Source organism: Amycolatopsis sp. NBC_01286, assembly GCF_035982555.1.
GTDB lineage: Bacteria > Actinomycetota > Actinomycetes > Mycobacteriales > Pseudonocardiaceae > Amycolatopsis.
The window spans coordinates 5,762,771-5,776,083 of record NZ_CP108428.1; the positions used below are offsets into that span (position 1 = coordinate 5,762,771).

A 13,313-nucleotide genomic window follows, 5' to 3' on the forward strand; every position below is an offset into this window, starting at 1 on the left:
ACGCGGGCCACCGCCGCCTGCTGACATCGAGGGCATGACCTCCCACCGCATCGCCCTCATCCCCGGCGACGGCATCGGCCGCGAAGTGACCCCGGCGGCCTGCGCCGTGCTCGACGCCGCCGGTGCACGGCACGGCGTCGCCTTCCGCTACGACGAGTTCGACTGGTCCTGCGAGCGCTACCTCGCCGAGGGCGCCATGATGCCCGCGGACGGCCTCGACCGCGTCCGCCAGCACGACGCGCTCTTCCTCGGCGCCGTCGGCGCGCCCGGCGTGCCCGACCACATTTCCCTGTGGGGCCTGCTCATCCCGCTGCGCCGCGGCTTCCGGCAGTACGTCAACCTCCGCCCGATCCGGGTGTTCGACGGCCTCGACAGCCCGGTCCGTGGCGCTCGCGACGTCGACTTCGTCGTGGTCCGGGAGAACGTCGAGGGCGAGTACAGCGAGATCGGCGGCCGCCTCAACCGCGGCCGGCCCGACGAGCTCGCCGTGCAGGAGGCCGTCTTCACCCGCCCCGGCGTCACGCGGGTCGTCGACTACGCCCTCGACCTCGCGCAACGTCGCCGCGGGAAGCTGACGTCGGCGACGAAGTCCAACGGCATCGTGCACACCATGCCGTTCTGGGACGAGATCGTCGCCGAGCGCGCCGCCACGCGGCCCGAGGTCGACGTCGAGTCCGAGCACATCGACGCCCTCGCCGCGAAGTTCGTGCTCGACCCGGGCCGCTTCGACGTCGTCGTCGCGTCCAACCTCTTCGGCGACATCCTCAGCGACCTCGCGGCGGCCGTCGCGGGCGGGATCGGCCTCGCCCCGGCCGCCAACCTCAACCCCGAGCGCGACTTCCCGTCGATGTTCGAGCCGGTGCACGGCTCCGCGCCGGACATCGCCGGGCGCGGGATCGCGAACCCGATCGGCGCGATCTGGACGGCCGCGCTGCTGCTGGAGCACCTCGGCCACGCCGAAGCCGCCGCCGACGTCGAACGTGCGCTCGCCGCGGTGCTGGCGAAGACTCGGCTGCGCACGCCCGACCTGGGCGGCACCGCGACGACGGTGAGCTTCACCCGCGCGGTGCTCGACGAGCTGGGAGGAGCCCGATGAGCGTCCCGCTGCCGTTCCGGTACCGCACGGTCGACGCGGGTGTCCCGATCCGCTGCGCGATCGGCGGCGAGGGCCCGCCGGTCCTGCTGCTGCACGGCTACCCGCAGACGCACGTGATCTGGCACGCCGTCGCGCCGCTGCTCGCGGAGCGTTTCACGGTCGTGGCGACCGACCTGCGCGGTTACGGCGACAGCGGCAAACCCGCTCCCACCAACGGAGACGCGGAGTACTCGAAGCGGGCCATGGCAAGAGACCAGGTGGCCGTGATGGCCGAACTCGGCTTCGACCGCTTCGCCGTCGCCGGGCACGACCGCGGTGGTCGCGTCGCGCACCGGCTGGCCCTCGACCGGCCGGACGCCGTGCGCGCGCTGGCCGTGCTCGACATCGTGCCGACGCGGCACGCGTTCGCCTGCGCCGACCGGGACTTCGCGACCGGCTACTGGCACTGGTTCTTCCTCACCGCGGGCCACGGCATCCCGGAGCGGATGATCGGCGCCGACCCGGAGTTCTGGATCCGCGCCCGGATGACGTCGCGGCACGCGGGCGGCACGCCGTTCGACCCCGCCGCGATGGCCGAGTACGTGCGGTGTTTCGACGAGGCGTCGATCGCCGCGTCCTGCGCGGACTACCGGGCCGCCGCGACCGTCGACCTGGAGCACGACGAGGCCGACGCCGGCCGTCGCCTCCAGGTCCCCGTCCGGGCGCTGTGGGGCGAGCGCAGCTTCGTCGGCCGTAGCTATGACGTCCTCGACGTCTGGCGCGGGTACGCCGGAGACGTCACCGGCCGGGCCCTGCCGTCGGATCACTACCTGCCCGAGGAGGCCCCGGCCGAGGTCGCGGCCGAACTGGCGGAGTTCTTCGGTTGACTCCGCGCGGTGTTCCAGCACTAGAACTGAGGCGGCGATCGCCGAACTGCGCCCGGTGCACCCGCCGGTGCTGGCCGGCCTCGCGAACAGCCCCGTCGTCCCGCCCGAACGGCTCGCCGTCGCGCTGGCCAGGCGCGCGGAAGCCGTCGCCGCGCGGCACCCGGGAAGCTCAGGACCGTGCTGCGGCAGCCGGTGTCTCAGTAGTCCGTGGTGGCCGGCCAGGTGTCGTCGTGCAGCAGGCGCTTGAGGATCTTGCCCGTCGCGTTGCGCGGCAGGTCCGGCACGAAGTAGACGTCACGCGGCACGGCGAAGCGGGCCAGGCGGTGGTGGATGTACTGCCGGATGTCCTCCGCGTGCAGGGAAGCGCCGCGCCGCGGGACGACGTAGGCGGCCAGCCGCTGGCCCCACTCCGCGTCGGCCACGCCGACCACCGCCGCGTCGTGCACGCCGGGCAGCGCGACCAGGGCTTCTTCGACCGGGCGCGGGAAGACGTTCTCGCCGCCGGAGACGATCATCTCGTCGGCCCGGCCGGTGACGAACAGCCGGCCCGCCGCGTCGAGGTAGCCGACGTCGCCGGTGGCCATCAGGTCCGCCGCCCGCGCCGGGTCCGTGCCGGAGGTGTAGCCGTCGAACAGCATGTCGTTGCCGACGAAGATCTGGCCCTCGCCGCCGGGCGGCACCGGTTTGCGGTCCTCGTCGAGGATCGCGACGCTCGTGCCGAGCGGGCAGCGGCCCGCGGTGGTCGGGGCGGCGCGCAGGTCGGCGGGGTCGGCGATGCTCGCCCAGGAGACCTCGGTCGAGCCGTAGAAGTTGTAGAGGACGTCGCCGAAGGTGTCCATGAAGGACGTCACGAACGCCCCGGACATCGCCGACCCGCTGCTCGCGACGATCCGCAGCGACGACAGGTCGTAGCGCGCGCGGACGCGTTCGGGCAGGTCCATGATGCGCTGCAGCATGATCGGCACGACGAACAGCGCGTCGCACCGCTGCTCGGCGATCGTCCGCAGGGTCTCTTCGGCGTCGAACTTGCGGACCAGCGCGAGCGGTGACCGCAGGGCCATCCCGATCTGCATCGCGGCCAGGCCCCAGCTGTGGAACAGCGGCGCCGCCACGAGGATCCGGTCGCCCGAGCGCAGCGGGATCCGGTCGAGGATCGACGCGGCCGCACCCATGCCCTTCGGGGTCGGGCGGCGCGCGCCCTTCGGCGTCCCGGTGGTGCCGGAGGTGAGCACGATCAGCCGGCCCGGGCGCTCCACGGGCTTGGGGCGGTCGGCGGGGGCGGCCTGGATCAGCTCGTCGACGGTCGGGTAGCCGGTCTCGGAGTCCGGCCAGGTGCTGATGCGCGCGAAGTCGCCGGGGACGTTCGCGATGGTCTGGGCGAACTCGTCGTCGGCCAGCACGGCGGCCGGGCGGTGCTCGGCCAGCACGTCCTTGACCGACGACGCGGAGAGGCCGGTGTTCAGCAGGATGACGTCGGCGCCGAGCTTGCTGGCCGCGACGAACGACTCGACCATCGCGGAGTGGTTGCGGCACATGAGCGCGATCCGGTCGCGCTCGTTGACGCCGAGCTCGGAGAGCGCGTTGGTGAGCCGGTCGCTGCGTTCCTGGACCTGGCCGAAGGTGCGGACGTTGCGCTCGTCGTGCAGCGCGGGCTGGTCGACGGCGCGGGCCGCGGCGGCCTGGTAGCCGCCCGCGACGGTCGCGCCCCACTGCGCCACGGAGTTGAGCTGGCGCGCCAGCTTGTCCGGCCGGCCGGGGCTGAGCACCCCGGCGCGCACCAGGATGCCGGTGGTGCGGATCTTGGTGGCCTTGACGCCTTCGCGGTCGGCGTCCGGGTCGGCCCGACCGGACAGGTGCAGGTCGAGGCGCCGCGCGACGACGCGGATGTCCTTCTTGATGGACGACACCAGCTCCATGTGCGCCGGCTGCAGCATCATCCGGACGAACAGCTCGGTCTTCCCGCCGGCCAGGGGTCTCAGCTCCAGGGACACCCACGTGCCGTCGTCGGGGACTCCGCACCACACGACGTGCTCGCCCGGCCGGTACACGACGGCCTGGATCTGCGTCTCCAGCATCGGGCGGCGCTCGGGGACGATCCGGATCAGGCCCTTGGGACCCCGGCCGCGCGAGGCCGGTTCCTGGACCTCGCACCAGCTGATCTCCGGAACGAACCGGGAATACCACTCCGGCGATCCGACGATCTGCCACGCCACCTCCGGCGGATGCCCGACCACGGCACTCGCCTCGATCACATCGTCACGCATCGTCTGCCCTCACCGAAGTCACCGAACACACGTTCAGGTCACGGAGGCGTTACGGTAGCAGCAAACGGGTGAGCACGGATACTCCGAACGGCATGATACCGGAGAGTAACGGACACTCTTGGTGGGTGTTTGCACTGTCCACAGTGTACCGATGAACGGTGTTTACCGAGTCTGGCAGGACAAAGCGCACGCTCAGTAGAAGCCCTAAAAGATCTTCACCCGGTCAGTGGCGGTAACGAGCGACCAGTTCGGATCCGAGGCGAGCCAGCTCCGCACGTACGGATTCCGGACCTTCGACCTCGATCAGCGCACCCCAGCCGGCCAGCTCCTGGGCGATCATGATCGGCGCCGGCGCGGCGACCCGGACGCGCACGCGGTCGCCCGGCAGCTCGCCGATCAGCTCGCAGTGCCGGCCGAACCGGTCGCGCAGCACCCGGAGGTACCGCCGGTCGAGCACGACGTCCGCAGTGAGCGGGGAGCGGCGTTTTTCGACTTCTTCGACGACTTCTTCCCACACCCGCGCCAGTTCGAGGTCCGACGGCCGGTCCGCGACGGCGTCGATGGGCTCGGCCGCGGTGATCCGGTCGACGCGGAACGTGCGGCGGCCCTTGTCGGTACCGGCGACGAGGTACCAGACGTCGTCCTTGTTGACGAGGCCCCACGGGTCGACGAGCCGCTCCGACGTCTCGCGCCCCGCGTAGGTCAGGCGGACCTTGCGACGCGCGATGACGGCGTCCCGCAGCGCCTCGACCATTGGCGGCCGGGCCTTCGGCCGCTCGCCCCAGCCCGCCTGGTCGACGACCACCGCGTCCGCCGCGGCCTCGGCGTCCGCGCGGAACGTGCCGGGCAGCGCGCCCATCAGCTTGCGCAGCGCCGACTTCACCTCCGGCGCGATCGCGGCCGCGGGGCCGGCCAGGAGGAACAGCGCCTGCGCCTCACGGGAGGTGAGGCCGGACAGGTCGGTCCGCGCGCCGCCGACGAGCTGCCAGCCTCCGCCCCGGCCGGGCTGCGGGTAGACGGGCACCCCGGCGGCCGAGAGCGCTTCGAGGTCACGGCGGGCGGTCGCGACGGAGACCTCCAGCTCCGCGGCCAGCTCGCCCGCGGTGACGCGGCCGCGGGTCTGCATCAGCAGGAGGGTGGCCACGAGGCGGTCGGCGCGCATGGGAGCAGTCTCGCAAACAAAGTGCTCACTCGGTGCGCACTTTCATCCCGCATGCTGTCCCCACACCGAAGGAAGAAGGAGCAGACATGCTGCGAGGAATGGCCACCGTCTCGTACTTCGCCGACGACCACGCGGCCGCGCAGGCCTGGTACACGGAGTTCCTGGGCATCGAGCCCTACTTCCACCGCCCCGGCTACGCCGAGTTCCGCCTCGGCGACTACCAGCACGAACTCGGCCTCATCGACCGCAAGTACGCACCGGCGGGCGCGGACACACCGGGCGGCGAGATCGTCTACTGGCACGTCGACGACCTCGAGGCGACGGTCGCCCGGCTCCACGAGCTGGGCGCGAAGGAGTACGAGCCGATCACCGAGCGCGGCCCGGGCTTCGTGACGGCCTCGGTCGTCGACCCGTTCGGCAACGTCCTCGGCGTCATGACCAACGTGCACTACCTGTCCGTGCTGACGGGGCGTTCATAGCTGCGGCGACCACTGGATCTTCCCGGGTTGTGGGTTCCGCGCACATGGCTCGTCGCCGGTGGCGCGCTTACCGTTCCCGTCCATGACCAGCGATCTGGACGGGCGCACCGCCCTCGTCACCGGCGGGGCCGGCGGTATCGGCCTGGCCTGCGTCCGCGCCCTCGCCGCGGCCGGGGCCAAGGTGCACGTCGTCGACGTCGACGCGGAGAACGCCGAGGCCGCGGCCACCGAGGTCGGGGGGTGGGCGCACGCCGTCGACCTCACCGACGCCGGGGCCATCGACGCGCTCCCGGCCGAGGTCGACATCCTGGTCAACAACGCCGGGATCCAGCACGTCGCGCCGCTCGAAGACTTCCCGCCCGCGCAGTTCGCGCGGATCCAGGCGCTGATGGTCACCGCACCCTTCCTGCTCATCCGGCGGAGCCTCCCGTCGATGTACGCGCGGGGCTGGGGGCGGATCGTCAACATGTCGAGCGTCCACGGGCTTCGCGCCTCCGCCTACAAAGCCGCGTACGTCACCGCGAAGCACGGGCTCGAAGGGCTTTCCAAGGTCGCCGCGCTGGAGGGCGCGGAACACGGCGTCACCAGCAACTGCGTCAACCCCGGCTACGTCCGCACCCCGCTCGTCGACGGGCAGATCGACGCGCAGGCCGCCGAGCACGACATCCCGCGTGAGGACGTCGTCGCCGAGGTCCTCCTCAAGCGCGCCGCGATCAAGAAGCTCATCGAACCCGGGGACGTCGCTTCCCTGGTGACGTGGCTGTGCTCGCCGCACGCCGGCCACGTCACCGGGGCCTCCATCCCGCTCGACGGCGGCTGGACCGCCGCCTAGAACCCGTCCCGCCACAAGGAAGTGGAGCCCGTTTTGGACGCCGAATCGCACGCCGCAGTGAGCCAGCCCCCGCGGTCGGCGATCGCCAAGATCGTCGGCGCGAGCCTGATCGGCACCACCATCGAGTGGTACGACTTCTTCCTCTACACCTCCGCCGCCGCGCTGGTGTTCAACAAGGTGTTCTTCCCGACGGCGAACCCGCTCACCGGCACGCTGCTGGCGTTCCTCACCTACGCCGTCGGGTTCCTCGCGCGGCCGATCGGCGGGCTCGTCTTCGGCCACTACGGCGACCGGCTCGGCCGGAAGAAGCTCCTGATCTTCAGCCTGGTCCTGATGGGCGGCTCGACCTGCCTGATGGGCGTGCTGCCGACCTACGCCACCGCGGGCGTCGCCGCGCCGGTCCTGCTCACGCTGCTGCGCCTGGTCCAGGGCTTCGCGCTCGGCGGCGAATGGGGTGGCGCGGTGCTGATCGTCTCCGAGCACGGGGACGCGAAGCGCCGCGGGTTCTGGGCGTCGTGGCCGCAGTGCGGCGCGCCCGGCGGCAACCTGCTCGCCACCGGCGTGCTGGCGATCCTGTCCGCCACGCAGTCCGACGCGACGTTCCTGGCCTGGGGCTGGCGGGTCCCGTTCCTGCTTTCCGGGGTGCTGCTGGTGATCGGCCTGTGGATCCGGCTGGCCGTCTCGGAGTCGCCGGTGTTCCTGGCCGCCCAGCGCCGCGCCGAGGAACGGCCCGGGAAGCACGTCCCCGTCGTCGAGGTCTTCCGCGACAGCTGGCGCCAGGTGCTCGTCACGATCGGCGCGCGGATGGCCGAGAACGTCTCCTACTACGTGCTGACGGCGTTCATCCTGGTGTACGTCACGACCGGGCTGCACCTGGCGAAGGGCCTCGGCCTGAGCGCGGTGCTGATCGGCTCGGCCGTGCACTTCGTGACGATCCCGTTGTGGGGCGCGCTCTCGGACCGCGTCGGCCGGCGTCCGGTGTACTTGTTCGGCGCGATCGGCATGGCCTTGTGGGGCTTCGCGTTCTTCGCGCTGCTGGACACGAAGTCGGCCGCCGTGATCGTGCTGGCGACGACCGTCGGGCTGGCGCTGCACGGCGCGATGTACGGGCCGCAGGCCGCCTTCTTCGCCGAGCAGTTCCCGACCCGCGTCCGCTACACCGGCCTTTCCGTCGGCGGGCAGCTGTCGTCGATCGCGGCCGGGGCCGTCGCGCCGCTGATCGCCGTGGCGCTGTTCCAGAGCTGGGGCAGCACGATTCCGGTGTCGCTGTACGTCGCCGCGATGTGCCTGATCACGGTCGTCGCGCTGCTCGCTTCCCGCGAGACCCGCGGCGAATCCCTGCACGACGACGACGTCCAAGCGGAGACGGCGACCGTTTCGCCCTAGCATGACCGCCGTGACCGCACCCTCGGACGCGCTGCGCCGGCTGCTCGACCTGCTCGCCTCCGGGGCGAGCACCGAGCAGCTGGCGCACGTCGTCGTGGCCGCGCGCGCCGAGGGCGCCCTCGGCGCCGCCGACCTGACCGCGCTGGCCAACGCGGGCGAGCTGGCCCTGCGGATCCGCGAGACGCTGGCCGAGCACCGGCGGCGCGAGGCGCAGCTGGTCGCGTTGTTCGACACCGCGAGCGAGCTGGCCGGACTGTCCGAACCGGACACCGTGCTGCGCTCGATCGTCCGCCGCGCGCGGGCGCTGCTCGGCGTCGACGTCTCGTATCTCAGCCTCAACAACGAGGCCGAGGGCAAGACCTACATCCGGGTCAGCGACGGCTCGGTGTCGGCGGAGTTCCAGCAGATCGTGCTCGGCATGGGCGAGGGCCTCGGCGGGCTCGTCGCGCAGACCGCGCGGCCGTACTCGACGGCGGACTACTTCACCGACGAACGCTTCCGGCACACCCGTCACATCGACTCCGGCGTCAAGGACGAAGGCCTGACCGCGATCCTCGGCGTCCCGCTGGCCATCGGCTCGAAGGTGCTCGGCGTGCTCTTCGCGTCCGACCGCAGTGCGCGCGAGTTCTCCGCGGACGAAGTGGCGCTGCTGTCGTCGCTGGCCGACCACGCGGCGATCGCCCTGGACAGCGCGAACCTCCTCGACCAGACGCGCCGCGCCGTCGCGGAGCTCAACGAGGCCAACGCGACGATCCGCGCGCACAACGAGGCGATGGAACGTGCCGAAGACGCGCACGACCGCCTCACCGACCTGGTGCTGCGCGGCGGCGACCTGCCGGACGTCGCGGCGGCGGTCGCCGGGGTGCTGCGCGGCGCCCTCACGGTGTTCGACACCGAAGGCGCCGTCCTGGCGCACTCGGCGGACCCGGCGCGCCACGACCCGGCCGCGCTCGCCGCGTCGCGGGCGGCGGGCCGGGCCGTGCCCACGGTGTCCGATGCGGACTCCTGGGTCTGCTCGGTGCAGGCCGGGCCGGAGCTGCTCGGCAGCCTGGTGCTGACCGGCCGGGCGGACCTCGCCGACCCGGACCGGCGGCTGTTCGAACGCGCCGGCGTCGTGACGGCGTTGCTGCTCATGCTGCGGCGGTCGGTGGTCCGGGCCGAGGACGAGGTCCGCGGCGAGCTGCTGACCGACCTGCTCACCGCGCCCGGCCGAAACCCGCGCGCGCTGCTCGCCCGCGGCCGACGGCTCGGCATCGACCTCGCCGTGCCGCACGCGGTGCTGGTCGTGCACGCCGACGACGTCTCCCGGCGACGGCTCGCGAGCGCCGCCGTCCGGCACGCGACGCTGGTCGGCGTGCACGCGGAGGAGGTCGTCCTGCTGGGCACCGGCGATCCGGGCGAGCTGGCCCGCCGCGTCGCCGCCGACCTCGGCGCGGTGACCGGGCGCCCGGTCACCGTCGGCGCGGCCGGTCCCGGCGCGGGGCCCGAAGCCCTGGCCGCGGCCCACGCCGAAGCGGCGCGGTGCGTGCGGGCGCTGCTCGCGCTCGGCCGCGCCGGCGAGGGCGCGGACATGGCCGGCCTCGGCTTCCTCGGCCAGCTGCTCGGCGACCAGGCCGACCTCGGCGCGTTCGTCCGCGCGACGCTCGGCCCGGTCCTCGGCTACGACGAGCGCCGGGGCACCGAGCTGGTCGCGACGCTGCGCGCGTACTTCGCGAGCGGTTCGCAACTGGCGCGGACGAAGGACGTGCTGCACGTCCACGTCAACACCGTCGTGCAGCGGCTGGAACGGATCGCGTCACTGCTGGGGGAGGACTGGCAGGCGCCGGACCGGGCCCTGGAGATCCAGCTGGCGCTGCGCCTGCACCGCCTCGGTTGAACGACCCACACCGGGCCGCGCTCCCGGCGGATACCCTGCTCCTCCCATGAGGATCCGCGCCCTGCCCGAACTCGCCGTCGCCGCCGCGGCGACGGTCGCGGGCCTGTGGGGCTACTTCGCGTTCTTCCTCGACGGCGACGTCGACAGCCATGGCACCGGTGTGGCGATCCTGCTGGGTGCCTACGCCGTCAACGGCCTGCTCCAGGTGTCGCTGGCCGTGTACGTCCGCGCGGACCTTTCACCGCGCGGGAAACTGGTGTGCGACATCGACTCCTGGTCGTCGCGGGACGGCGGGCCCACCGGCTGGCGGGCGGCGGTCGCGTGGTTCGGCCCGGTGGCGGCCGGGCTCGTGGTGATGCTCGTGGCCACTCCGGCGTCGACGCCCTCGCTCGACGAGGACTTCGGCATCCACACGTCGATCGTGCTGCTGACCCTGCTCGGCTCGGCGGCCGTGCTGCTGGGCGCCTTGGTGTGGCCGTTCGCGGTCCTGCCGCTGACGGCGACGGCCGGCGTGCTCCTGCCGGGACCGGCGTGGCCGTCGCGGGTGGAGATCCTCACCCGCTCGTGGCTGCTGCCCGTGACGGTCGGCTTCGGCACGGTCATGACCTTCGGGGGTGACATCAACGGCTCGGACCTCGGGTACTGGCTTGTCGACGACTTCGGCCTGCCGGTCACCCCCGCCGCGTTCCTGGCGGTGCTCTCGGTCGCCGCGATCGTCGCGCTGATCGTCGGCCATCAGCGGGCTAGGGCACGGCGAGCACGATCTTGCCCCGCCGCGGCCCGGCCACCGCGTGCGCCGCGGCCGCTTCGGCCAGCGGGAACACCGCCTGCACCGGCACGCGGAAGCGTCCCTCCTCGAACAGCGCGGCAGCCCGCGCGAGACCGTGCCGCCCGTCCGGCTGACCGCCGAGCGCGCCGACCGAAACGCGGACGCCGTGCTCGGGGCCGCTGAAGTCGGCGAGCGTGACCACCTTCGACGGCGTTCCGGTCAGCTCGATCAGCTCCGGTAGTGACCCCTTCCCGGCGACGTCGAGAGCCGCGTCGACCGGCCCGGTGACGCGTTCGCGCAGGCCGGGGCCGTAGTCGACGGGCTCGGCACCCAGCTCGGCGAGGAAGTCGCGGTTCTCCGGGGCGCCGGTGCCGAGCACCCGCGCGCCGCGGGCCAGGGCCAGGCCGACGGCGAGGCTGCCGACCCCGCCGGTCGCGCCGTCGATCAGCAGCGTCGAACCCGGGCCGACGGCCAGGAGGTCGAGCGCGCGGGTCGCCGTCTCGACGCCGGACGCGGCGCCACCGGCCTGCTCCCACGGCATCGACGGCGGTTTCGGCGCCCAGAACGCGAGGACCGCGAACTCGGCGCTCGCCCCGCCGAGGCGGGCGACGTCGACCGCGCCGAACACCTCGTCGCCGATCCCGGGACCTTCGTCGACGACGCCCGCCGCGTCCACGCCGGGGATGTGCGGCAAGGTGATGGGCGAGCGCGACCTCCCGGCGCGGATCGCCAGGTCGACGGGCGACACCCCGGCCGCCCGCACGCGGATCCGGACCTCGCCCGGGCCGGCGTGCGGCTCCGGCAGCGCACCGACGGACAGGACCCCGGGCGGGCCGAACCGCTCGAAGAAAGCTGCGAACACGATCACTCCTCGTCTCGGGACGTCTGCGCCTACGGTAGGAGTGAGCAGGGGTGACGAGCGGGAAGTGAGAGCCGTGCGGGACGAACCGACTCGGATGCGCCGGGTGGACGCCGAACACAACCGGCGTCACCTGGTGACGGTCGCGCACGCGGCGTTCGCGCGGGACGGCGCGGATCTGCCGGTGCGCGAGATCGCCCGGCGCGCGGGGCTGGCCCCGGCGACGGTCCACCGGCACTTCCCGTCCCGCGACGACCTCCTCGCCGCCGTGCTCGCCGGCCAGGTCGAGCGGTGCGGGCAGCAGCTGCGGGCCGCGCTCGCCGACCCGGACAGCCGCCGCGCGCTGACCCGGACGTTCCACCGCTTCGGTGAGTGGCAGGTCCAGGAGCGCGGGCTGGTCGAGGCGCTGGGCGGCCCGGCGTTCGCCGACCGCCGCCGCGAGCACGCCGAGGCGTTCGGCCGGCTGGTCGAGCGGGCCCGCGCCGAAGGCGTGCTGCGCCCCCGCGTCTCGGTCGACGACGCGCGCGTCGCGCTGATGGCGATCACGTCGGCGCGGACGACGTCGGTGGCCCGGCAGCTGACCGGGGTGCTGCTGACGGGCCTGCTCGCCGGCTAGCTCCCGGGGACCTGTCGGTGCCCTTCGGTAGCGTGGAAAACGGGGGCTGCTCAACCCGGTGGTTCCGGAAAGCCGGTGCGTCGGCCTAGCCCTCGGTGAGAACGCCCGCCTCGGAAGTCCGTTGGTACAGAACGAAACGGCCGTCGCGGACCTTGCTGACGAGACCCGCGCGGTGCAGGGCGCTGAGGTGGTAGGACACCGTGCCCGGGGTGTAGCCGATCCGGGTGGCGAGCTCCGCGGTCGACCGGGCGGTCTCGAGGTCCGCCAGCAGTGCCGCGCGGGCGACGCCCACCACCCGCGCGATCGTGGCCGGTTTGCGGTCGCGGCCGGCGCCGACCCGGTGGGCCGGGTAGTAGAGCACGACCTGCCCGGGCACGTCGACCTGGATGACGGCGCCGGGCCAGCCGAGAACGCTGGGAGCGAGGACCAGATCCCGGCCCGCGACGTCGATTTCGCCCTCCCACCGCGCGTCGAAGGTGATCGCGTCGCCCGTCCAGCCGATGTCGGGGTGCAGGGTGGCGAGCACCCGGCCGACGCCGTGGCCGACGAGGGTCTGCGCGCGGTGGGCGATGTCCTGGTCGATGATCGAGCGCAGCTCGGGCCAGCCCTCGGACAGGGCGTCGCGCCAGAACCGGGCCAGCCCCGCGGCGAGGCGGTGCTGCATCCGCCCCGACTCCGCGATCCGGCGGATCGCGGTGGGGAGCGGCCGGCTCCAGTGGGCCCGGGTGCCGTCGAGGATCTGGAACTCGAGGTCGTCCTGCGCCGTCGCCTCGATCCGGGCGAGCTGCTCGTCGAGCAGCTCGCGCGGCCCGGTGCCCGCGCCCGGCTGCGGCGTGAGCAGGTCGGGGGTGTAGCCGTCACCGCCCCGCGGCAGCAGCTCCGCGAGCAGGGCGACGTCCGGGTGGGCGAGCGACGCGCGGGCGAGCGGCCCGGGATCCCCGAAGACCGCGTGCCGTCCCGAGCCGGCGACGAGCTTCAGCCACGCCACTGACTCCGACGCCGGTGACGGCGACAGGCGGGTCCGGGACACCGTCTCGGCGTCGACCCGCAGCGTGAACACCGGGTCGACGGTAGCAGCGGGCGCGGCGGATTTGAACCGGCTCGAATG

At 73.2% G+C, this 13,313-nt stretch carries 11 protein-coding genes; 7 read left to right on the plus strand and 4 right to left on the minus strand.

What is annotated here, in order from left to right; all coding sequences use genetic code 11:
- Positions 1–34 precede the first annotated feature (34 nt).
- Complete coding sequence (locus OG570_RS27715) at positions 35–1,096, plus strand: tartrate dehydrogenase (RefSeq protein WP_326952115.1); 1,062 nt, start codon at positions 35–37, stop codon at positions 1,094–1,096.
- On the plus strand, positions 1,093–1,962 hold the full coding sequence (locus OG570_RS27720; RefSeq protein ID WP_326952116.1) for an alpha/beta hydrolase: 870 nt from the start codon (positions 1,093–1,095) through the stop codon (positions 1,960–1,962). The genes OG570_RS27715 and OG570_RS27720 overlap by 4 nt, the downstream gene beginning before the upstream one ends.
- Positions 1,963–2,159: 197 nt before the next feature.
- On the opposite strand, the gene OG570_RS27725 is transcribed toward OG570_RS27720, so the two are convergent.
- Positions 2,160–4,226 carry an AMP-binding protein gene (locus OG570_RS27725; RefSeq protein WP_326952117.1) on the minus strand — a complete coding sequence of 689 codons (2,067 nt, stop codon included), beginning with the start codon at positions 4,224–4,226 and terminating at the stop codon, positions 2,160–2,162.
- 223 nt (positions 4,227–4,449) lie between these two features.
- Complete coding sequence (locus OG570_RS27730) at positions 4,450–5,388, minus strand: helix-turn-helix transcriptional regulator (protein WP_326952118.1); 939 nt, start codon at positions 5,386–5,388, stop codon at positions 4,450–4,452.
- 86 nt (positions 5,389–5,474) lie between these two features.
- Between OG570_RS27730 and OG570_RS27735 the strand changes: the two genes are divergently transcribed.
- From OG570_RS27735 to OG570_RS27750, 4 genes are all read left to right on the plus strand, one after another.
- The gene (locus OG570_RS27735) at positions 5,475–5,867 is read left to right on the plus strand and encodes a VOC family protein (RefSeq protein WP_326952119.1); all 393 of its coding nucleotides are present in this window, start codon (positions 5,475–5,477) and stop codon (positions 5,865–5,867) included.
- A gap of 82 nt (positions 5,868–5,949) precedes the next feature.
- Positions 5,950–6,699, plus strand: coding sequence for a 3-hydroxybutyrate dehydrogenase (locus tag OG570_RS27740; RefSeq protein ID WP_326952120.1), 750 nt, complete (start codon positions 5,950–5,952; stop codon positions 6,697–6,699).
- Positions 6,700–6,756: 57 nt separating this feature from the next.
- On the plus strand, positions 6,757–8,085 hold the full coding sequence (locus OG570_RS27745; RefSeq protein ID WP_326960174.1) for an MFS transporter: 1,329 nt from the start codon (positions 6,757–6,759) through the stop codon (positions 8,083–8,085).
- Position 8,086: 1 nt separating this feature from the next.
- Entirely contained in the window at positions 8,087–9,961 is a 1,875-nt protein-coding gene (locus tag OG570_RS27750; RefSeq protein WP_326952121.1) for a helix-turn-helix domain-containing protein, read from the plus strand.
- 743 nt (positions 9,962–10,704) lie between these two features.
- Here the strand turns inward: OG570_RS27750 and OG570_RS27755 are convergent.
- Positions 10,705–11,592, minus strand: a complete 888-nt coding sequence (locus OG570_RS27755) for an NADP-dependent oxidoreductase (protein WP_326952122.1) — start codon at positions 11,590–11,592, stop codon at positions 10,705–10,707.
- 94 nt (positions 11,593–11,686) lie between these two features.
- Here OG570_RS27755 and OG570_RS27760 point away from each other — a divergent pair, with 94 nt between their 5' ends.
- The gene (locus OG570_RS27760) at positions 11,687–12,205 is read left to right on the plus strand and encodes a TetR/AcrR family transcriptional regulator (RefSeq protein ID WP_442788331.1); all 519 of its coding nucleotides are present in this window, start codon (positions 11,687–11,689) and stop codon (positions 12,203–12,205) included.
- Between the two features lie 85 nt (positions 12,206–12,290).
- On the opposite strand, the gene OG570_RS27765 is transcribed toward OG570_RS27760, so the two are convergent.
- Positions 12,291–13,265, minus strand: a complete 975-nt coding sequence (locus tag OG570_RS27765) for a DUF5937 family protein (RefSeq protein ID WP_326952124.1) — start codon at positions 13,263–13,265, stop codon at positions 12,291–12,293.
- Between the last annotated feature and the right edge of the window lie 48 nt (positions 13,266–13,313).

Excerpts from the sequence above, each read along its gene's own strand:
- OG570_RS27715 (WP_326952115.1), top strand. The coding sequence starts at position 35 with ATGACCTCCCACCGCATCGCCCTCATCCCCGGCGACGGCATCGGCCGC.
- OG570_RS27720 (WP_326952116.1), top strand. The coding sequence starts at position 1,093 with ATGAGCGTCCCGCTGCCGTTCCGGTACCGCACGGTCGACGCGGGTGTC.
- OG570_RS27725 (WP_326952117.1), bottom strand. The coding sequence starts at position 4,226 with ATGCGTGACGATGTGATCGAGGCGAGTGCCGTGGTCGGGCATCCGCCG.
- OG570_RS27730 (WP_326952118.1), bottom strand. The coding sequence starts at position 5,388 with ATGCGCGCCGACCGCCTCGTGGCCACCCTCCTGCTGATGCAGACCCGC.
- OG570_RS27735 (WP_326952119.1), top strand. The coding sequence starts at position 5,475 with ATGCTGCGAGGAATGGCCACCGTCTCGTACTTCGCCGACGACCACGCG.
- OG570_RS27740 (WP_326952120.1), top strand. The coding sequence starts at position 5,950 with ATGACCAGCGATCTGGACGGGCGCACCGCCCTCGTCACCGGCGGGGCC.
- OG570_RS27750 (WP_326952121.1), top strand. The coding sequence starts at position 8,087 with ATGACCGCCGTGACCGCACCCTCGGACGCGCTGCGCCGGCTGCTCGAC.
- OG570_RS27760 (WP_442788331.1), top strand. The coding sequence starts at position 11,687 with ATGCGCCGGGTGGACGCCGAACACAACCGGCGTCACCTGGTGACGGTC.